Source organism: Chitinophaga sp. 9-1-y, assembly GCF_059511905.2.
This window is the reverse complement of record NZ_CM197955.1, coordinates 7,084,412-7,104,785: the sequence shown is the minus strand read 5'-3', so window position 1 is coordinate 7,104,785 and position 20,374 is coordinate 7,084,412. Positions and strand designations below refer to the sequence as shown.

Sequence of the window (20,374 nt, the reverse complement as noted above, 5' to 3'; positions counted from 1 at the left end):
TTCTACATACTTACTAGCAATCCTGGTTGATGTTTGGTCGATATCTTAATCCATTAAAAAAAATGGTCAATACGTGTTTTTCACGTGCCATAAAGCATTTCAGCGCTTCCCGGTCGTGAGGATCAAAACCTGCTGCCTGCCATTTGCACCATATTACCCATAAACCGAATAATACATTTACTAACAGCTGTGCAGTGAGCTCCGTATCCGTGTCCTTGTTCAATTCACCACTCGCTATCCCTTTATGGATCGTGGTGGAGAGGAATGAAATTTCTACCTGCTGCAGTAACTCGATGGTTTGCCGCATCAGGCTGGAAGGAACATCTTTTATCCATTCGTTTACACCAAACAGAAAATGGTATTCCAGCAACATTTTTTCTTTCAATTCCAGGTAACGATCCATGATAGCTGTGGTAGATGGTGCCGTTTCCACATATGCCGACATGTCTATAAAACATTCTGCAATCATACTCTCCACTACCGCTACATAGATGGATTCTTTATCCGAAAAATAATAATACAAAGAGCCTTTCGAAATCTCCAGATCCCTGGCTATTTCCTCCATGGTAGTTTTAGACAAGCCAAACCGCTTGAAGCGCTTCAATGCCGCTTCCAGAATCATAGTTCGTTTCTGGTCCTGTTCTGCCATAGCGTATAAGTGAAAACAAAATCTGACTGTTTGACTATTTTGTTTTGCGGGTCAAATGTACAACCAAAAGTTATTCCACCAAATTTTTTTGTTAAGAAATTGTTACGTACCCTTCGCGCAAAAGATTAAAAAGCAGGAAATGAAAGAGAAGTATACATCTTGCTAAAAAAGATGGGACAAACATTAAACAAATCATTAACAGTACCCCGGAAAATTTGAAAATATATAATTACCGGAAAAGGATATACGTAGTGAGGTGTTTTATTTATGGGTCATTTTAAGTAATAAATCGCGTTGTCTTCTTTCCGTAATATCCAGTACCACACCGCTTTTTAGCACTACTTTTCCACCAGCATTATCCAGGTGGCTGATATTAGAAAGTTGTACCATCTGGCTGTTATTGATCTGGTAAAAGCGAAGGGTGCTGAAAAGATCTACATAATAGCGGAAGGATTGTACACCTGTGATCATTACACCAGTGTTTAACCGGAACAGGCAATTTTCTCCCACTGCTTCGAGATATTCAATGGCAGGTATGTTAATAGTATATTCTTCTCCGTTAGTGGCCGGTATAAGCAGCTTCCAGGAGGCTGGCTTACTGTGGTTGAAATTTTCCAGGAGTACATGGTAACGCTCCTTGTTGTTACCGGCGTCAATACGCGAAGTTACTAATGCTACTGCCTGCAGCAGGCTTTCTTTGTCGATCGGCTTCAGTATCAATTCCACGTCACTGAACCGGATTACATGCAGGAATTTTTTCTCAAAAGCAGTAACAAATACAGCTTCAAACGGGATGTTGGGCATGGTGCCCGCTAATACATCAAATCCGGTTCCATCGGGCATTTCAAGATCAAGAAACACCAGTTCCGGCCGGTGCGTTTTTATTTTCTCAATACCATCTGAACAATCCGAAGCGGTTGCAGCAATGGTAATCTGCGGGCAATATTTCTCCAGCATCAACGCAATAATATCCCGGCTGTTTCGCTCATCATCTATAATAATAGCCTTTATCATAAAGTAACATTAACGGATATACTAATTATAACTGGGGGATCAGTATTTTAACCACCGTACCGCTATCCGACTCATCTTCTGACGACTTGTCTATAATTTCTATATGAATTTCTGTGTTATACATCTTGTTCAGCAACTCCGCACGGTTCTGGCTTATTTCCATGCCAGACGACTGGTGATGCTTGGGCAACATCCGCAATGATTTGGAACGGGCAATACCAATACCATTGTCGGTAATCACGCATTCCAGCATGTCTGCCGCCACCTGGTTAAAGTTGATTGAAAGCAGTCCTGTAGGCTGTTTGGGATTAGTCATCCCATGTTTTACCGCATTTTCTACGTAGGGCTGCAACAGCATGGCCGGAATTTCCAGTTCTGCAGTGGCAATCACCGGGTCTACCACTATCTCATACTCCATCCTGTTTTCAAAGCGCATTTTTTCCAGCCCCAGGTAAGTATTCAGGTAAGTGATTTCATCTGCCAACGATATAAAATTGCGCCGGGAGAAATCCAGCGTTTTACGGATCAGGTAGGAGAAGTCCGAAAGATACTTCTGCGCATACTCGTAATCCCGCTGCATTACGAACAACTGAATAGAATTAAGACAGTTGAAAATGAAGTGGGGATTGATTTGTGCGCGTATTGCTTTCAGTTCAATCTCTGTCAGCTTCTTATCGTATTCTGTTTCCAGTTGTTTTTTACGCTGTTCTTCCAACTCCTGTTTTTTACGCAGGATTTCCGTGGTTTGTTCCTTTACCAGTTCTTCCAGTTGCTCGTTCAGCTTGCGTTGCAACTCCTTGTTTTTATTGAGTTGTTTGATCAGTAGTTCCTGTGTCCGGGTTCTTTCAAGGTGTACCAGCTTATTACGGTAGCTTAGCCCGGCCAGGAAAAACATGGCTTGCAGCAATACACCACCAATCAGTAACATGGTAGGAGCTGCCAGTTCACCTAAAGCACTAAGAAGTCCCAGGGGGCGAACATGCATTAAGAAGGAGCCGAAGCAGGCCAGGTATAAACATACAGATCCGTACAGGAAAAATCTGACCAGCGGATGATGCCTGGAACGCCTTGCCAATGCTACAAATACGGCCAGCAGTGGCACCAGGGTAATAAAATATACATAGCTGTATATAATGGTCGGTAAATGATATTGTTCTTCCGCAATACAGTACATGCAGAGGATGATGAGTCCGCCCACTACTGCCGCTACCCAGGTAAACACCCTTTCCATAAAGGGATAGCGTTCGGTGAGATTGAGGAAGGTATTGCCAAACAGGAGGTACATCAGGTAAAAGCAAAACAGCAGGCCCGGAATATCCCAGTAGTATTTCAACATAGGCCACCGGTGAAAAAACGATAACTGGTAAGGTTTGCTTTCCAGTCTTAATGCAAAGAAGAGAATGAGTCCCAGTACATAAGCTGCAAAGTAAATGTAAGACCGGTCCGGTAACTGGATATAATTAATCACGGAGATGCTGAAAAACACCATCAACATGCCGAGCAATACCTGTATGATCACGGCTTCTTTACGGTATGTATCCAGTTGGGTGTCGCGGAAAGCAGCATAGGTAACCGTATTGAACAGCGCCGGCATCAGCGCATTTTCGTTGTATGATTTATTGATGATGTGGAGGTAGAAGGTACGGAGTTCGCCGGCGGGTACGTTTACGTTGAAAAAATAGTGATTCCATCGTTCCACGCCGCCATTATCCAGCATCAGTCCTGTTTGCATAAGGAGTTGAGGGGTGCCTCCGGGGGCCTGTGCGTACCAGTACATATAGTCGTGCCAACCAGAGAACAGCTGGCAGAACAGTGGCTTGTTGGAGGGGTTTTTAATGGTCAGGCGTAGCCAGCAATCATTTACCCGCCCATTATTTTTTGGGTTGTTATGAAATATATTGGCCTGGTGTACAAATGTTTGTTCGCTCACCTGTGCCACTGTAAAAGATTGATGGTGGCTGGTCAGTGTGCTGATATAAGGACGCAGATCCATATTCGCTGGTGCGAATGAACTATCTGTTATCAGTGTATCTACTGGGGGACGATCCGCGTTGGCAAAGGATTCTGCAGTGTAACAGTACAACAGCAGCATTAAAATAATGCGCTTCACAAAATGTTTTATAAGTTTGGTTATAACAAATTGTCAATAGCTTTTGCCATTGCCTCATCCTTAGTGGTCACAATATTTCCTGCATCATGTGTGCTGAGAAATATTTCTACTTTATTGTAAACGTTGGTCCAATAAGGGTGGTGATCCATTTTTTCCGCAACCATGGCAACTTTGGTCATAAACGCAAATGCCTCCCGAAAATCCTTAAATTCAAAAGCCCGGTAAAGCTGTTTGTTTTTTTCTTCCCACATAAAACAGGGATTTTAAAAATGTGAAATAGGGGTCTGTCACGGAATATGGTCAAATTATTAAGTGTTGGAGCCTCGTGCCTGCCTTAGAAAATAAGGTTCATCTTATTTTTAATCTCTCTGATGTCCAGTAAAGATACTAATTGTACCAGCGGAACAACGCGTAATTCCTCTAATAATTTTTTTACATCATTAGGTTGGTAATAGTCTCCTTTGATCATCCACAGAAAATCAATCTGTTTGAGCTCTGGCAACAGGAATTCGGCTTGGCAGTGATTGTTGTAAATATAGTGGGCTACTGAATTGGTAGCTTCATGAAACTCAAATATGGGGAAATGAAAAGACCGGGTTCTTTTGGCGATCGTGATTTCAAGGTGATTATTCACCCGGAAATTGGTGTGGAGCTGACGGTTAATATGCCAGCATAACTGGTAATCACGAGAAGTGGAAGCGATGCCAATCAGGTGGGCGTTCTCAAAGAAGTCCTCTACTAATTGGTCCTGGTCCAGCTTTAACTTGAGTATTGTCATATAGAAAAGTAACGCTACACCGCTGAAAAAAATAATTATCCCTTCTTTTTACTGTCCTTTTTGGGAGAAGGTTGTCCCGGGTCCCAAAATACGGCTTTAAAATTTGCTATTTTATCTTCTTTTACCACCACACCTTCCTGTTCCAGTAATTCTTTCATCAGGGTGGGGGTAGCAAAATGATGGCGGCCACTCAGTTCGCCTTTGCTGTTAACCACGCGATGAGCGGGTACAGCCGGTTTGGCGTTTCCGGCGGCATTCATGGCCCAGCCTACCATACGGCCGGTGAGTTTTAAGCCGGAAGCGTCTGCAATGGCACCATACGAAGTGACTCGTCCGCGTGGTACAGTGCGGGCTATCTTAAATACCGTTTCGAAAAAGGAAACCTTTTCACCGGTCTCCTTTTTCGTTTTCCCTGCGCTGGGCGAGGAGGGTAGTTCTTTTGGGTTCAGGTACTTTTTCATAATCAAAAGGACAGTGTCTGCAGCCATTACCACAACAGAAGCCCCGGTCGAGGTGAAATTTTTCGGTAAATACCATATAGCCCTGGGCGTTATAGTAGAAATCAATCTTCTCCACCAACGGTTGCTTCATCTGAAGGCAGTTTAATGCTTTGCCAGTTCAGGGGAGCGGCAGGCAATTGAAATTTGAGATAACGGATTGTTCTGCCATCGGCCAGGTGCATACCTTCATAGTAGGTCTGGATTTTTAATAATGGTGGAACTTCCGGTAACGCATATACGTCTGGAATATCTTCTATCAGGGTACATCCCGCCGCGCTGATTACTTCCTGTGTGAAAGCGTAGAGCTGGGGGGAGTCTGTTTTCAGGTTAATAGTGGCGCCCGGTGCCAGCAATGGTTGAAATAATTGCAGGAATTTCGGATGGGTCAGCCTTTTCTTTGACTTGGAGTTGCGCAGGAAGGGATCTGGAAAGGTGATCCAGATGTCCTTTATTTCTCCGGGTGCAAAGTAGTTGTTGAGTTTGTCTATCTGTGTACGTAAAAAAGCAGCATTAGGTAATGGCTCTTCCAGGGCGGTTTTAGCGCCTCTCCAGATGCGATTGCCTTTCAGATCTACGCCTAAAAAGTTTTGATCAGGGAATAGCCGGGCCATACCCAGGGTATAATCTCCTTTCCCACAAGCCAGTTCTAATGTAACAGGATGGCTGTTTTTGAAGAATTCATTCCATTTTCCCTGCATACCTTCCGGGTATATTAATACGTTGGGGAAGGTTTCGATTTCAGCAAATCGTTCTAATTTTTTTTGTCCCATTTGGGGCAAAAATACTGGGAATTTTTGAATGAGCGAGGGGTTTGGGGAGATGGAGCAGGCGGTAGGGTGGCAAATGCGCCGGTTGCCAGTTCGAAGGGCAGGGCTGAAAAGAAACTGCCACCGGGATAAGCGGCGGCAGTTTCACTTTAGTTTAATCTAAAAATTAGTAGGCGCCTTGCAGCATCAGGTATCCGTCTGGATTGGCGTCGATGATTTTTTTAGCGTTTTTGCCATCAAGGTCGCAGGTGTATATACCTCCATCTCCCCAGTTGTTGGGAGCGGCTACGGTATTTTGTACAGCGCTGAATACAATTTTTTTACCATCTGGTGTCAGGGATGCTTCATCGCTTACCCGTACATTATCAGGCAGTGTTACTTTTATTTCATGATTGTCTGTACCATCCAGTTTGGATATCCAGAGTTCATTTTTCTTGGTGCTGCCATTAAAGGATTTGGTGTAAATAACCAGGTCCAGCTGTTTCAGGGCAGTAGTGCCGGGAGCAGGAGTGTCGGCATGGGCTTCTTTTTTACAGCTCATCTGGGTCAAAATAACGGCTGCATTAAATGCCAGCAAAACAAGGGTTCCGAGTAGTAATCTCTTCATGATAATAATATAGGTTTATTAATTCAAATGTATAACATATTGAATTAAAATATATAAAGACTATAATCATGATAATTTATGGAATGGGTTAAGCATCCGGAACGCAGGAAAGAGGGAGAGGAGCGGACATAAAAAAAGCCCGTAAGCATGATAACTTACGAGCTCTTTAAACCAATTAAGCTGTAGGAGGAGGAGTCGAACCTCCACGGGGCAGTTAGCTATAGCACAAGTAAGATTAGTGGTCAACCCAATTATACTACGTTTATCCTGTGATCCCCACCCCCGAGACAAGAGGGCATGTCTGCCAATTTCATCATCCCACAATATGTGAAACCGTTACCTGTTATTGCTTTTCGTTAACCTGTTTGGTAATGATTATAATGCAAATCTAAAGAGATGGGTTGTTTCTTGCAAATTTTTTAAGGAAAATTTTGGAATTTTCGATATTTTTTAAATATTTGCATGTAACTTTAAAACATTCAAAAACAAATTGTAAAAATGAGCCACAATTTGAATATTGACAAACTCGATTTGCAGATTATCAGTGAGATGATGTCTAATGCGGAGATCTCTTACGCCGACCTTGGGAAGAAATTATTCGTTTCCGGGGGGACTATCCACGTGAGAATGAAGAAATTGCAAGAACTGGGTGTAGTTAAAGGTACTAAATTACATGTAGATTTAAAAATGATTGGCTATGATGTAATTGCATTTATTGGTATTTACCTGGAAAAAAGCTCCATGTATGATACGGTAGCCAAGGAGTTAAGAAAGATACCGGAAATGGTACGCCTCAATTATACGACTGGCAGCTATAGCATGTTTGCGGAAATCATCTGTAAAGATATTACGCAGCTTCGTCGTATTCTTCATGATGAACTACAGAAAATTAAAGGTATTGAAAGGACTGAAACCCTGATCTCTCTCGAAGAAAGCTTTTACAGAACAATCAACGTGGTGGAGTAAAATGATTTTTAGGGATGAGAAAGTGGGTCCATTTGCTTTTTTATTCTTAAAGATAAATTTTCACCATGGTTACCACGGAAATTGCCGAAAAAATTCAGCGGCTGGAAGAAAAGTATGCCGCCATGGGCCAGAACCTGTCATCCTACCTGGATGGTCTTCTGTACGCGGACTACCTCACTTATTGGGACTATATTCAGTTGGATGTGTTGCTGAACCTGCAACACCCGCGCACGCCGATTCCTGATGAAAGAATATTCATCATTTATCACCAGATCACGGAACTGTATTTTAAATTATCACTGCAGGCTATTGAGCAAATCAGCTTTGCACCCGTACTGTCAGCGGAAGTTTTTATTACCCAGCTAAAGAGAATTAACAACTATTTCCGCAGTCTCATTAACTCATTTGAAATAATGGTGGATGGGATGGATAAGGAACAGTTCCTGCAATTCCGCATGGCACTGCTCCCTGCCAGCGGCTTCCAGAGCGGACAATTCCGCATGATCGAAATCTGCTCTACCCGGTTGAATAACCTGGTATACGAACCCATGCGCCCGGATGTTGCCCACCTGGATTTAAAAGGTGTGCTGGATAACATCTATTGGAGAAGCGGTGCTACTGAACTGGCTACGGGTAAAAAAACACTGACCCTGCGCCAGTTTGAGCTGAAATATATGGACACCTTCCTGCAATTGGCTACCAGTTATAAAGATGCTAATCTACAAGCCTGCTACCAGCGCCTTTCCCCGGAAGATCAGGCAACAGTGGCGCCATTTTTAAGGGAATATGACGGAAACATCAATGTACGCTGGCCATTGATGCACTATAAATCAGCGGTAAGATACCTGCATAAAAGCCCGGAAGATATTGCCGCTACCGGTGGTACCAACTGGCAACAGTTCCTTCCCCCAAAGAACAAACGGATTGTCTTTTTCCCCGAACTGTGGACAGCCGACGAGTTGGATAGCTGGGGGAAAATCGCCATGGGCGAATAATACACTAGATCTGCTGGGTAGTAAATCTTTTAATGTAATAAGCCAGTAACGGCACATCTGCTTTTTCCAGCGGATGCGGGGTATCCGGCATAATAGTCAGTTGGGCCAGGGGCAAGGCTTTGTATACTTCAATGGTTTCCTGGAAGGATACCATGTTGTCGTGATCTCCCATCATCAGCATACAGGGACTTGCCACCTGCGCATAGTCCGGATGTTTCAGCAGCGACTGATGCCCCAGTTCTTCAATAAGCTGGGCAGTGCGGGTTACTACTGTTTTCCAGTCGTTGGCAGTATGCCGGGCTTCCAGGATCCGCGCAAATGCCGGCACCTTTTCTTCAATTAGTATTGGATTGAGTTGTCTTACTTCCTTGCCTGCGGTGGCCTCATTCCAGTTGTATTTGGTGGCGAGGGTAATCACCCGGCCAATCTTTTCCGGGTAGTGCCGGGCCAGGTACATGGCAACGTAGCCGCCCATGCTATATCCGAAAATGTGTACAAAGTCCAGCTGTCGGCTTTCTAAATAGGATAACACTTCTGCTGCAAATACCTGTATGCTGAATCCCTGTTCTGAAAAAGGAGCATCGCCATGGCCGCTGAAATTAAGCAGATGCACATCGTAATGTTCGGCTAATGCGTCTGCCAGTGGCTGAAATTGAGAGGTGGCACCTAATGCGCCATGTAAAAAAAGTATGGGGAGTTTATTTGTTTGCATTGACTAAAACTAGTATAAAAAAGCGGAAAGCCGAAGGCAGAAAGCAAAAAGCTATTTTAGCGAATGATGAACTACTAAAATAGCTTTTTGCTTTCTGCCTTCGGCTTTCCGCTCCATATCAAATTGTTCCCATATTTTTTTATTATGTTTGCATAGATGTTGCCGATTAATTTTCTTCACTAAGATGTCCCATCATCAAATAATGTTTTTTTAAATACTAATAATGGAATACAATACCACGCGTAATTACCTGATAATGAAGGAATATGGCAGGAATATCCAGAAAATGGTGGAGTACCTGGTAACCATAGAAGACGACGATGAGCGTCAGCGTAATGCCATGGCTGTAATAGAGCTGATGGGTACGCTGAACCCGCATTTACGTAATGTGGAAGACTTCAGGCATAAATTATGGGACCATATTTTTAACATCTCCAATTTTAACCTGAAAGTAGAATCGCCTTATCCGATTCCTACCATCGAAAAGCTGAGAGCCAAACCCGACAGACTTTCTTACCCTAAGAAATATCCCAGGAACCGCCACTTCGGTAAAAACCTGGAAATGATCATAGATAAGGCCGTACATGAAGAAAATCCTGAGAAAAAAGAAGGATTTACTCAATGTATAGGTAACTATATGAAACTGGCCTATACTAACTGGCACAAAGAAAGTGTTCACGATGACGCCATTAAGGCCGAATTGCTGGCTATTTCCGACAACCAGCTGGAATATCACCCAGGTCACACTTCCCACGTAGCCAGCAGCAATCCTGCTAACTTCAATGCCAGTGGTAGTAATGGTAACGTAGCCGGCGCCGGCGATCAGTTCCGTTCTACCAACAAACGCAAAAGCTTCCAGCAAAATAAATTCAAAAGCGGTAGTAACAGCGGCGGTGGCGGCAAAAACAATAACAATAAGCACAATAACAAATACAACAAAAACAGGAACAAGTGAGCAGTGCTTTTGAAGTAAGAGGCGGCAACCGCTTAAAGGGGGAAATTATACCCCAGGGTGCCAAAAACGAAGCTTTACAAATCATCAGTGCAGTGATGTTGACCCCGGAAAAGGTAACCATCACCAATATTCCGGATATAGTAGATGTAAATCTGCTGATAGAGTTGTTAGGAGATGCAGGTGTAAAAATAAATCGTATAAGTCGCGATACATGCGAGTTCCAGGCAGATGCAGTAGACCTGCAATACCTGGAAAGCCCCGAGTTTAAAAAGAAATCAGGCCGTCTCCGTGGGTCTGTAATGATTGCGGGGCCGCTGTTAGCCAGATTTGGCAAGGCATTCATTCCTAAGCCGGGAGGCGATAAAATAGGCAGACGCAGACTGGATACCCATATCATCGGTTTCGAGAAACTGGGTGCCCGCTTTGTATATGATGCCGACGATAACTATTTCCGCCTGGAAACAGCAGGAGGACTCAAAGGCACTTACATGCTGCTGGATGAACCCAGTGTAACCGGTACTGCCAACATTGTGATGGCAGCCGTTCTGGCACAGGGAACCACTACCATTTACAATGCGGCTTGCGAACCTTATCTGCAGCAGCTTTGTAAAATGCTGAACCGCATGGGGGCCCGTATTAGCGGGGTAGGGTCTAATTTATTGACCATTGAAGGCGTAAAAGAACTGGGTGGCTGTGAGCACGCCATGTTGCCGGATATGATTGAAATAGGCTCTTTCATTGGTCTCGCGGCAATGACCCAAAGCGAAATCACAATTAAGAATGCGGGTGTTGAAAACCTGGGTATTATCCCGGAGAAATTCCGCCAGTTAGGAATACAACTGGAAATTCAGGGGAACGATATTTATATTCCTTCCCAGGATTCCTACGAAATACAAACATTCCTCGATGGTTCTATCCTTACTATTTCGGACCACCCATGGCCAGGCTTTACACCGGATCTGCTGAGCATTGTGCTGGTGGTAGCCACACAGGCAAAAGGTAGTGTAATGATTCACCAGAAAATGTTTGAAAGCCGTTTGTTCTTCGTGGATAAACTGATAGATATGGGCGCCCAGATCGTTTTGTGCGATCCGCACCGTGCCGTGGTGATTGGTTTAGGCCGTCAGCACGCGTTACGTGGTATTACCATGTCATCGCCCGATATCCGTGCCGGTGTATCCCTCCTGATTGCCGCCCTTAGCGCAGAAGGAAAGAGCACCATTCAGAACATCGACCAGATAGACCGCGGTTACCAGTACATCGACGAGAGGTTGAGAAAACTGGGCGCAGATATCAAAAGAGTATAAGCGCATGGCGAAATATAAGCCCGCCGCATTTTCTTAAAGCGACAGGCAACAGGCTAAAAGCCCGTACAACCCAAAAACCGGTAAAACATTTTGCCCGTTTTTGGGTTGTGCATTTGAAGTTACCCGCAACATTATTGATTGTATTATTATAGTAATGGAAAAAAAGATCATCATCGTTACTGCACCTTCCGGGGCAGGTAAAACTACCATCGTGAAAAAATTGCTGGCAAATATGCCGGTACTGGCATTTTCTATTTCCGCCAGCACCCGTACACCCAGGCCAACAGAGGTACACGGAAAAGATTATTACTTTTTATCTGCCGACGAATTTCATCAACAAATAGAAGAGAATGCCTTTGCAGAATATGAAATGGTGTATGCAGGTAAATACTATGGTACCCTGAAAAGTGAACTGGAACGTATCTGGAATAACGAGCAGATCCCTATGGTAGACATTGATGTGAAAGGAGCTTTATCGATCAAAGAAAAATATCATCAGAACGCGCTCACTATTTTCATACAGCCTCCATCGTTAGATGCTTTGCGGGTACGGCTCAGTGAAAGAGGAACAGAAACCCAGGCATCGCTGGACGAACGCCTGGCAAAAGCCCGCTACGAGCTGTCTTTCGCGCACGAGTTTGATCAGATTGTTGTCAACGATCAACTGGATAAAGCGTATGAAGAAGTAAAAAAGCTGGTAACAGATTTTTTAAATATAAAGTAGCGGCGTGATCGTTGGTTTTCCTAATTCGTTATTTTTGTTAGGATGGACGGATACACAATCATTATTCTGATTTTCCTGGTATTGCTGGCTGGCTTCTTTGCTGGTATAGAAGCTGCATTTGCCAATGTTAATAAGCTTAGCATTGAGCTCAAAAAGAAGCAAGGCCGGGCCACCGGCAAAATTTTAGCTGGTTTGAATGAAAACCCCAGTCGTTTCCTGGCCACCAGCCTGGTTGGATTCACTATTACGGTAGTCATTTATGGTATCATGGTGGCAGGTGTATTCCAGCCGGCATGGGATGCTTTCATGGGACAATCGGCCGCTACAGGTATGCAGCCCTTTGTTATTTTCCTGGAAGTAATACTGGCTTCCTTCATTATGCTTTTCCTGGGCTTCTTTGTGCCGAGGGCTATTTTCAGGTCCAGGCCGGAAGCATTGCTGGGCTTTTTTGCATTACCTATCTCTATATTGGCAAAGCCGCTGTATGTGATCGGTAATGTACTCGTATCAATATCCGAGTGGATGTTGAAATATCTCTTTAATGTACGGCTGGTAGAGAATGGTGAATCCTTTACCCGCGTGGATGTAGAGCATTTCGTACGGCAGTCGCAACAACACCTGGGAGAAAATAACCAGGAGTTAAATACCGAGTTGTTTGAAAATGCTTTATCACTGGCGCATGTAAAAATCCGTGGCTGTCTCATTCCGCGTAAAGAAATAGAAGCACTGGAGATGCAGCGCCCTATTGAAGATGCAAGGAAGAAGTTCATGGAAACCAAGCTCTCAAAAATTGTAATCTACGAAGGTACTATTGATAATATCCTGGGTTATATCCATCAGCTGGACATGTTCAAGGATCCGAAAAACATTAACAGTATCATTCATCCTATCCTCGCGGTTCCTGAAACCATGAGCGCTATAGACCTGCTCAGCAAGTTCAATAAAGAACGTAAAAGCATTGCGTGGGTAGTAGATGAATTTGGTGGAACAGCTGGTATCGTTACAATTGAAGACGTATTGGAAGAAATTTTCGGTGAAATAAAAGATGAACATGATGAGGAAGAGTTTGTAGAAAAGCAGATTGCCGAAAAAGAATATATTTTTTCTGGAAGATTAGAACTTGATTACTTGAATGAAAGGTATGGTTTGGATTTTCCGGAAGATGAAAGTGAAACATTATCAGGATACATAATCAATCACCATGAGACCATTCCTAAGATCAAGGAACGTATTATAATTGATGATTATGAGTTTGATATTCTGAATGTTACGGACACCAGGATCGAAATGGTGAAGATGAAGATGTTGGTATAGACGTACCCGTTGAATTGGTTGACGTATCCGATATTAATATGATATAATTTTTTTTATAATGTTCGGGTTAACGAGACAATAACAATTTTGCTAAAACGTTTTTAAAAAAAGTAGTAGGAATTTAACACGGATTGTATACATTTGCTTCAGATGATGTAACACAATGATTTGATTTTTGTTAAAAGGTTGTAAAAAAAGTGTTCCAACATTGATAATAAAATAATTCTTGTTATTTTTGTATTACAAATAAAACGCGACCAGGGATTCTTACTTATTCTGAACGCTTGCCATCAATTAGGTAGGTAGTTTAACTGGAAGCTAAAGACATTCTCGAATTCAACTTTTTTGGGGTTAACAAACAATGGATGAAAGGCCGGCTCTTGATTCTTCTCGGGCTGGCTCTTTTTTTTACCCTACTCCATCCATCTCCTTCTCTTTTACGTACGCATTTACAGGCGATCTTTCAACAACTACTTAAAGCAACATTAAAATAGGCTACTTTATAAGTGTGCTACTGTAATTTGTAGTATGCAACAGCTATATTTGTGATCCTTAAGCAGAAACTGTATTCAACATCGTTCGACCGTATAAAGTATGTTAAAGAAATTTTTTTCGAATAATGACGATAAGGCAGAAATGTCTTTCTTTGATCACCTGGAAGATCTCCGGTGGCACCTCGTCAGATCAGCTTTGGCAATTGTTGCATTTAGCATATTTGGCTTTGTATACACACAGGAAATTCTCGACAACGTCATCTTTGGACCCACAAATGCGACCTTTCCTTCTTATATAGCACTGTGCAAAATCAGTCATTGGGTAGGCCTGGGTGATCAGCTCTGTATTACGCCTGTAAAGGTCCAATTTTTGAACTTTAAGATGGTGGGGCAGATCATGCTGCAATTTAAACTGGCCTTCATGATCGGCTTCGTTTGTGCCTTTCCTTACATTTTCTGGGAATTCTGGCGCTTCGTTAAGCCTGCCCTGAAAGAAAGAGAGCTGAAAGGTGCCAGAGGCGTTATTTTCTGGGTATCTTTTCAATTCTTCCTCGGTATCTTTTTCGCCTATTTCCTGATGGCACCTTTTACCATCAACTTCCTGGCATCTTATACCGTAACTACCAAAGCAGTAAACCAGTTTTTTATAGACGATTACTTTGACCTGATGACCCAGATTGTATTGGGTATGGGATTATTGTTTGAATTGCCTATCCTGGTGTTTTTCCTCACCAAACTGGGCATTCTTACACCGGAATTCCTGCGCTCATACAGACGTCACGCTATTGTGGTGATCCTGATCCTGGCTGCCGTTATTACGCCACCGGATATCATCGATCAGCTGATCGTATTCGTACCTTTATACTGTCTTTATGAAATCAGTATCTTTATATCGAAAAAAGCGCTGAAAGATCGCGAAGACAAGCTGGCGAAAACGGAAGTGGAAGAGTGGTCTTAATTATCTCTAACTGAAAACAAGTAACTGAAATGGAAAATACGATATTCAATTTTACGCTGCCTGTAGCTATTGGTTCAGATCATGCAGGGTTTGAGTATAAAGAAGAAGTGATCTCCTTCCTGGAATCAAAAGGCTTGCAGGTAAAGGATTATGGTACACATTCGAAAGATTCTGTTGACTATCCGGACTATGCACATCCGGTGTCTACGGCGGTTGAAAGAGGACAGGCTGCCTTTGGTATCCTGGTTTGCGGCAGCGCCAACGGCGTAGCTATCACTGCCAACAAACACCAGGGTATCCGCGCTGCTATTTGCTGGGGCGCAGAGTTGTCGAGACTGGCCCGTTCCCATAATAACGCCAATGTGCTGTGTATCCCGGCCCGTTTCGTAGATATCCCGGTAGCTACCGAAATGGTGGAAACGTTTATCAATACTCCTTTTGAAGGAGGACGCCACCAGGATAGAGTACGTAAAATGGCCTGCCTGTAAAGGTTTACAGCCACATATCACTTTTTACTGTAACGAATACACGAAAATGTAGTAATATTAAAGAGCCGGCTTTCAACCGGCTCTTTTTTTATTTAAATAATTCGTCAATTAAAAAAATACTCCATGAGAGTTGTACTGGTTGTCATCTGTTTGTTCTTGATTTCTGCTGCACAGGCACAGCTCAATACTGCTGTGGATAACAATACAGTGGCAGCCAGGTATGGTGAAACCATTACAGCCGACGGCCTGAGCAAACAATTACATGTTATTGCCGGACCAGCCATGGAAGGACGGGAAACTGCTACACCCGGCCAGGCAAAAGCAGCCGCTTATATTGTCAGCCAGTTCGCCGCCGCAGGCCTGAAACCAGGTGCCAACGGTAAATGGGAGCAGTACTATCCTTTATACTCAGATAGCCTCCGGCAAAGTACCATCACCGTGCAAAACAAGACCTTTTTGTATGGACATGATTTCCTGTCGGACCTGCGCTCGGGGCAGTCGCAGGACATCCATGCCACACAGGTGATCTATGCTGACCGGGGCATTGTTAGCGGAGACTATGACGATTATGGTACGCTTGATATAAAAGGACAGGTAGTCATGATCAGAGATGTGGTTAAAAAAGGCCCGGGTCATGATAAAGGCACATTGCAAGACAAAATAAAAATAGCTGGAGGAAAAGGCGCCTCGGCCATATTGGTTATTTCACCGTCTGCCGGCCGTTTCAGCGCATTAAATCAGCAAAAACTCCGTACTACGGGTCTTTACTGGGAAAAAGATACTGTTGGCAAACCCAACACCTACTTCATTACACCCGCGCTGGCTGCCGCTATTATGGGCATTAGCTCCGGCGAAACCTTGCTGGAGGACCTGGAGAAAGGCAGGAAAATACCCACTACTATTAAAACGCCCATCCATATTGTATTTGATAAAATAGCGACCGTATTACATCCGTCTAATGTATTGGCATACCTGGAGGGCACCGACAAAAAAGACGAACTGGTGTTTATTACCGCGCATTATGACCATCTCGGAAAAGAAGGAGACAAAATATTCTATGGGGCTGACGACGATGGTTCCGGTACCAGCGCAGTGATAGAGATTGCCACAGCTTTTGCCCGTGCAAAAAAGGAAGGACACGGTCCCCGTCGAAGCATGGTGTTTATGACCGTTTCAGGAGAAGAAAAGGGGTTGCTGGGATCTGCTTATTATACAGATCATCCCACTTACCCATTAACCAATACCGTTACTGATCTGAATATCGATATGATTGGCCGCATTGATCCGGCCCACGAGAAAGATACGAACTACCTGTATATCATTGGCGACAATAAACTCAGCTCTGAGTTACGTCCCATCAATGAAAAGGCCAATAATACCTACACAAAACTTAAACTGGATTATAAATACAATGACCCCAATGATCCGGAAGCTTTTTACTACCGGTCAGACCACTACATGTTTGCACAACACAACATCCCTATTATCTTTTACTTTAATGGCACACACGCCGACTACCACCAACCAACAGACACCGTAGACAAGATCAGCTATGAATTGCTGGCGAAGCGGGCCCGTCTCGTTTTTTATACGGCCTGGGATATCGCTAACCGCGAGCATAAATTGATTGTAGACCGGCACGAAAAGTAAAACAAAAGCGTACTCTACAGTAAAAATCATGCTTAAAATGCAGTATTATCTAACGTTTTAGATAGTAAGGAAACCTATTTGTTTATTTTAACAAAATTTTTTAAATTGTGTTAGAGCGTCTTTTTTGCCGCAAAGAGTCATTATATACTTTCTTTCAGAGTTATGAAATTGGTGAATGTAGGAATCCGTTCGGTAAAATGTTATCAGGCCATTATTTTTTTTGAGCGTCAGGCTCCCACTAAACATTTTTAACGAAGCTGTTGTTGTTCGTGAAAACTCCGCCACCTTTTTAACTGAGAGTGAAAGCTATCCCACAAGGTGAGCACCCTTGTGTTCTAATTTATCGATGTGACGGAAGTACCTGGTATTCATGCATTTTTTTTTAGACACCTAGTTTAGTTTTAGTAGTCCTGGTTGTTCAGAATAATACGGAAACACTTATTTGCACGCAATGGTATACCCTGCCATGATATTGTTACGTTTTGTGAAACCTTAAACTGAGAATGCATGCTTAATTTTTATAGCGCTTATTGGTGGATCTTTTTGTTGAGAGGAATTTTCGCCCTGGCATTGGGTGTGCTGGCTGTTGGATGGCCTGGTATTACCTTTGCCACTTTCATTGTTTTTATTGGTGCCTATCTTTTTATCGCCGGATTATTTGCTATTATTGGCGCCATTGCAGCACGTAAAACAACTGAAAATTGGGGCATCTTTCTTATCTCCGGGCTCCTGGGCGTTATATTCGGCATCCTCACATTTTATAATCCGTTTGCCACTGGTGCAGCGCTCATATACTTGATTGCATTTTGGGCCATGATAGCCGGATTATTTGAATTGATTATGGCGATCAGGTTAAGGAAAGTTATCACGGGAGAAGGCTGGTATATTGCCGGTGGTTTACTGACCATTATTTTCGGTCTCCTCCTGGTCACCAACCCCGTTGCTGCCGCCGTAACACTTACCTGGATGTTTGGGATTTATGCAATTGTTACTGGTATTATGCTGATATCATTGTCTTTCAGACTCCGTAACCGGCGCTGAAAACAATAGCTGAAGTTAAGATACAATACCCTGTTTACTATTTTTAAAAGTACCCCACATGCAAGCTTATTCTTTAACTAAAACTATTCCTGATGATAACAACACCTGATTAAGGCACCTGCACTGCTTTCAGGGTGTTGGATATTGCCCTGTTAAAGCGTTACAGGTGCCAGCAAAACCAACCCGGGATGGAGAACCGGCGGCTTACTATTACCATTATATGCAGTCTCCCCCTGGCCATTGAACCGGCTGCCGTAGCAAATTGTGAAATAACTTAAAGTTAACCGTTATGTCATCCACCGAATTTAACAACTTATTACTGGGCAATGCTGACTTCCTGCGCCCATACGCAGTTACCCTAACTAAAGATTCAGAATCAGCAAAAGACCTTTACCAGGAAACGCTGTTCAGAGCACTGTCTAACCGCGATAAGTACCTGGCAGGTACCAATATACGGGCCTGGTTGTATACCATCATGCGAAACATTTTTATTAATAATTATCGCCGTGGTAACCGCCAGTACCGGTTGCTGGACAATGCGGTAGGAGACTACCTGTTGAGCCATCAGCCAAGTGCTATCGGGAATTTTGCAGAATCAGACCTGCGTGTGAAAGATGTACAAATGGCCGTATACAATCTGCCGGTCATCTTCAAACAGCCGTTTCTGTTATATTTTGAAGGCTACAAGTATTATGAAATTGCAGCCATCCTGAACGAACCTTTGGGTACCGTGAAAAGTCGTATTCACTTTGCCCGTAAAATGTTGAAAACCCGCATTACCAGGCACTGATGTACTGTATTGAATGATATAATTTAACCCACTCAGGCTTTTGGACACAGAAGTCTGCAAACCCTTGGCAAACCCACTGTCAGCTGATGCTATAACACTATGAATACCCGGTAATCAGCTTCAAATTGTTGTTAGTGAAACCTGCTGTATTATCTGTTAACCTATTGCGGATAAACGGTGAGCCTGCTGTATGCCCGTTTGCAGACTTTTGTTTAATCCGGAAAATACCACGTATCTTCACATGCTGCCTTTTAGCACAATTCTTTGTTAAATAACCACTTATTATTAAAGAAAAGGTACAATTACCGGTTTAAAACCGTTATTTAGCGTGCACAGTATTCAAAATATTCCGGGTGTCCTAGAACTGTCTGTATGCCGGACGTAACAATTAAATATGCCAAAAGTAACTTTCAACAACAAGAATGCGATGTTTTTTCCTGCGCTGAAATCGGCCGTGGAAGACTATTTTAAGTCAAATAACATCCGGAAAACCGGCAACTGGAAGCTGTATCTTAAAACAGCGATCTTGCTGCCGGTAGCAGTAGCCTTGTATGTGTCGTTGTTGTTTATCACCATGCCTGCGGCGCTCTCGATAACCTTATGTGCGGTGCTGGGTTTCGTATTGGCCAGTATCGGATTCAATGTAATGCACGATGCCTGTCATGGCAGCTATTCTACCAACAACCGGGTAAATGATACCCTGGGCCTTACACTAAATGCACTGGGCGGCAACGCCTTCATCTGGAAACAGAAACATAATATCATTCACCATACTTACACCAATGTAGACGGACTGGACGACGATATTGCGAAAAGCCCGCTGATGCGTCAATGCAGCTCCCAGAAATGGGTCCCTATGCACCGTATTCAGCATATCTATGTAGTATTGATATACGCTATATCTTCTTTTGCCTGGGTGTTTATCATGGACTTTGTAAAATACCTGGGTCGTAAAGTATATACCACGCCACTGCAACCCATGAAATTAACCGATCATATGGTTTTCTGGGGCAGTAAAGTATTGTACATGGTATTTTACATTGCACTTCCAATTGCTTTGTTGGGTTGGAAAGCCTGGGGAATTGGTTTTACGGTGATGCACGTGGTGATGGGCTTTACCCTGGCCATTGTATTCCAGCTTGCGCATGTAGTGGAAGAAACCACTTTTGAAGCCGCCGGAGAAGATGCTAAAGTAATTGAAAACGAATGGGCTATCCATCAAATAAAAACCACGGCTAACTTCGCGCCTGGTCATAAACTGATTTCCTGGTTCGTAGGTGGATTAAACTACCAGGTAGAACATCACCTGTTTCCCCGTATTAGTCACGTACATTATCCTGCACTCAGCAAAATTGTGGCCGCCAAATGTGCGGAGCATAATTTGCCTTACAACAGCATTCCTACTATGCAGGGAGCCGTGGTATCGCATTTCCGGTTCATGAAAGCATTGGGAGCTAAACCATAAGCGAATTTTATCTTTATCAGGATTAGACTGATTAAGCTGATTTTATATTTTATAAAAGATAAAGGGAAGACATTAGTGAATAACTTTCGC

At 43.3% G+C, this 20,374-nt stretch carries 22 protein-coding genes; 12 read left to right on the top strand and 10 right to left on the bottom strand.

What is annotated here, in order from left to right; genetic code table 11:
• Positions 1-13 precede the first annotated feature (13 nt).
• The 9 genes from AC5ZC7_RS28175 to AC5ZC7_RS28135 form a co-directional block, all read right to left on the bottom strand.
• On the bottom strand, positions 14-649 hold the full coding sequence (locus AC5ZC7_RS28175; protein ID WP_496160748.1) for a TetR family transcriptional regulator: 636 nt from the start codon (positions 647-649) through the stop codon (positions 14-16).
• Between the two features lie 261 nt (positions 650-910).
• On the bottom strand, positions 911-1,663 hold the full coding sequence (locus AC5ZC7_RS28170; protein WP_496160747.1) for a response regulator: 753 nt from the start codon (positions 1,661-1,663) through the stop codon (positions 911-913).
• A 25-nt stretch (positions 1,664-1,688) separates the two neighbouring features.
• Positions 1,689-3,773 carry a histidine kinase gene (locus tag AC5ZC7_RS28165; RefSeq protein WP_496160746.1) on the bottom strand — a complete coding sequence of 695 codons (2,085 nt, stop codon included), beginning with the start codon at positions 3,771-3,773 and terminating at the stop codon, positions 1,689-1,691.
• 20 nt (positions 3,774-3,793) lie between these two features.
• On the bottom strand, positions 3,794-4,024 hold the full coding sequence (locus AC5ZC7_RS28160; protein WP_496160745.1) for a 4a-hydroxytetrahydrobiopterin dehydratase: 231 nt from the start codon (positions 4,022-4,024) through the stop codon (positions 3,794-3,796).
• Between the two features lie 83 nt (positions 4,025-4,107).
• Positions 4,108-4,551: an IPExxxVDY family protein gene (locus AC5ZC7_RS28155; RefSeq protein WP_496160744.1), complete on the bottom strand. Its 444-nt coding sequence runs from the start codon at positions 4,549-4,551 to the stop codon at positions 4,108-4,110.
• Between the two features lie 35 nt (positions 4,552-4,586).
• Entirely contained in the window at positions 4,587-5,012 is a 426-nt protein-coding gene (locus AC5ZC7_RS28150; RefSeq protein WP_496160743.1) for an MGMT family protein, read from the bottom strand.
• A complete protein-coding gene (locus AC5ZC7_RS28145; RefSeq protein WP_496160742.1) occupies positions 4,939-5,142 on the bottom strand; it encodes a DUF5522 domain-containing protein in 204 nt (67 codons plus the stop codon). Before AC5ZC7_RS28145 ends, AC5ZC7_RS28150 begins: the two co-directional genes overlap by 74 nt.
• Entirely contained in the window at positions 5,114-5,821 is a 708-nt protein-coding gene (trmB, locus tag AC5ZC7_RS28140; protein WP_496160741.1) for a tRNA (guanosine(46)-N7)-methyltransferase TrmB, read from the bottom strand. Before trmB ends, AC5ZC7_RS28145 begins: the two co-directional genes overlap by 29 nt.
• 163 nt (positions 5,822-5,984) lie before the next feature.
• Positions 5,985-6,425, bottom strand: a complete 441-nt coding sequence (locus AC5ZC7_RS28135) for a TolB family protein (RefSeq protein WP_496160740.1) — start codon at positions 6,423-6,425, stop codon at positions 5,985-5,987.
• A 498-nt stretch (positions 6,426-6,923) separates the two neighbouring features.
• Between AC5ZC7_RS28135 and AC5ZC7_RS28130 the strand changes: the two genes are divergently transcribed.
• Entirely contained in the window at positions 6,924-7,391 is a 468-nt protein-coding gene (locus AC5ZC7_RS28130) for an Lrp/AsnC ligand binding domain-containing protein (RefSeq protein ID WP_079471223.1), read from the top strand.
• Between the two features lie 65 nt (positions 7,392-7,456).
• Positions 7,457-8,386, top strand: a complete 930-nt coding sequence (locus tag AC5ZC7_RS28125; RefSeq protein WP_496160739.1) for a tryptophan 2,3-dioxygenase family protein — start codon at positions 7,457-7,459, stop codon at positions 8,384-8,386.
• A 4-nt stretch (positions 8,387-8,390) separates the two neighbouring features.
• Here AC5ZC7_RS28125 and AC5ZC7_RS28120 read toward each other — a convergent pair whose 3' ends face one another.
• The gene (locus AC5ZC7_RS28120) at positions 8,391-9,098 is read right to left on the bottom strand and encodes an alpha/beta fold hydrolase (protein ID WP_496160738.1); all 708 of its coding nucleotides are present in this window, start codon (positions 9,096-9,098) and stop codon (positions 8,391-8,393) included.
• Between the two features lie 223 nt (positions 9,099-9,321).
• On the opposite strand from AC5ZC7_RS28120, the gene AC5ZC7_RS28115 reads away from it, so the two are divergent.
• From AC5ZC7_RS28115 to AC5ZC7_RS28070, 10 genes are all read left to right on the top strand, one after another.
• Entirely contained in the window at positions 9,322-10,053 is a 732-nt protein-coding gene (locus AC5ZC7_RS28115) for a DUF4290 domain-containing protein (protein WP_496160737.1), read from the top strand.
• Positions 10,050-11,360, top strand: a complete 1,311-nt coding sequence (gene murA, locus AC5ZC7_RS28110; protein WP_496160736.1) for a UDP-N-acetylglucosamine 1-carboxyvinyltransferase — start codon at positions 10,050-10,052, stop codon at positions 11,358-11,360. Before AC5ZC7_RS28115 ends, murA begins: the two co-directional genes overlap by 4 nt.
• 154 nt (positions 11,361-11,514) lie before the next feature.
• Positions 11,515-12,084: a guanylate kinase gene (gmk, locus tag AC5ZC7_RS28105; protein WP_496160735.1), complete on the top strand. Its 570-nt coding sequence runs from the start codon at positions 11,515-11,517 to the stop codon at positions 12,082-12,084.
• A 42-nt stretch (positions 12,085-12,126) separates the two neighbouring features.
• Entirely contained in the window at positions 12,127-13,398 is a 1,272-nt protein-coding gene (locus AC5ZC7_RS28100; RefSeq protein ID WP_496160734.1) for a CNNM domain-containing protein, read from the top strand.
• Positions 13,399-13,992: 594 nt separating this feature from the next.
• A complete protein-coding gene (gene tatC / locus AC5ZC7_RS28095) occupies positions 13,993-14,850 on the top strand; it encodes a twin-arginine translocase subunit TatC (protein ID WP_496160733.1) in 858 nt (285 codons plus the stop codon).
• Positions 14,851-14,879: 29 nt separating this feature from the next.
• A complete protein-coding gene (rpiB, locus tag AC5ZC7_RS28090; RefSeq protein ID WP_496160732.1) occupies positions 14,880-15,338 on the top strand; it encodes a ribose 5-phosphate isomerase B in 459 nt (152 codons plus the stop codon).
• A gap of 123 nt (positions 15,339-15,461) precedes the next feature.
• Positions 15,462-16,988, top strand: a complete 1,527-nt coding sequence (locus tag AC5ZC7_RS28085; protein ID WP_496160731.1) for a M28 family peptidase — start codon at positions 15,462-15,464, stop codon at positions 16,986-16,988.
• Between the two features lie 507 nt (positions 16,989-17,495).
• Positions 17,496-18,029, top strand: a complete 534-nt coding sequence (locus AC5ZC7_RS28080) for a DUF308 domain-containing protein (RefSeq protein WP_496160730.1) — start codon at positions 17,496-17,498, stop codon at positions 18,027-18,029.
• A 289-nt stretch (positions 18,030-18,318) separates the two neighbouring features.
• Positions 18,319-18,819: an RNA polymerase sigma factor gene (locus tag AC5ZC7_RS28075; RefSeq protein ID WP_079471211.1), complete on the top strand. Its 501-nt coding sequence runs from the start codon at positions 18,319-18,321 to the stop codon at positions 18,817-18,819.
• Positions 18,820-19,213: 394 nt separating this feature from the next.
• Positions 19,214-20,284, top strand: coding sequence for a fatty acid desaturase (locus AC5ZC7_RS28070; RefSeq protein WP_496160729.1), 1,071 nt, complete (start codon positions 19,214-19,216; stop codon positions 20,282-20,284).
• Positions 20,285-20,374: the final 90 nt, after the last annotated feature.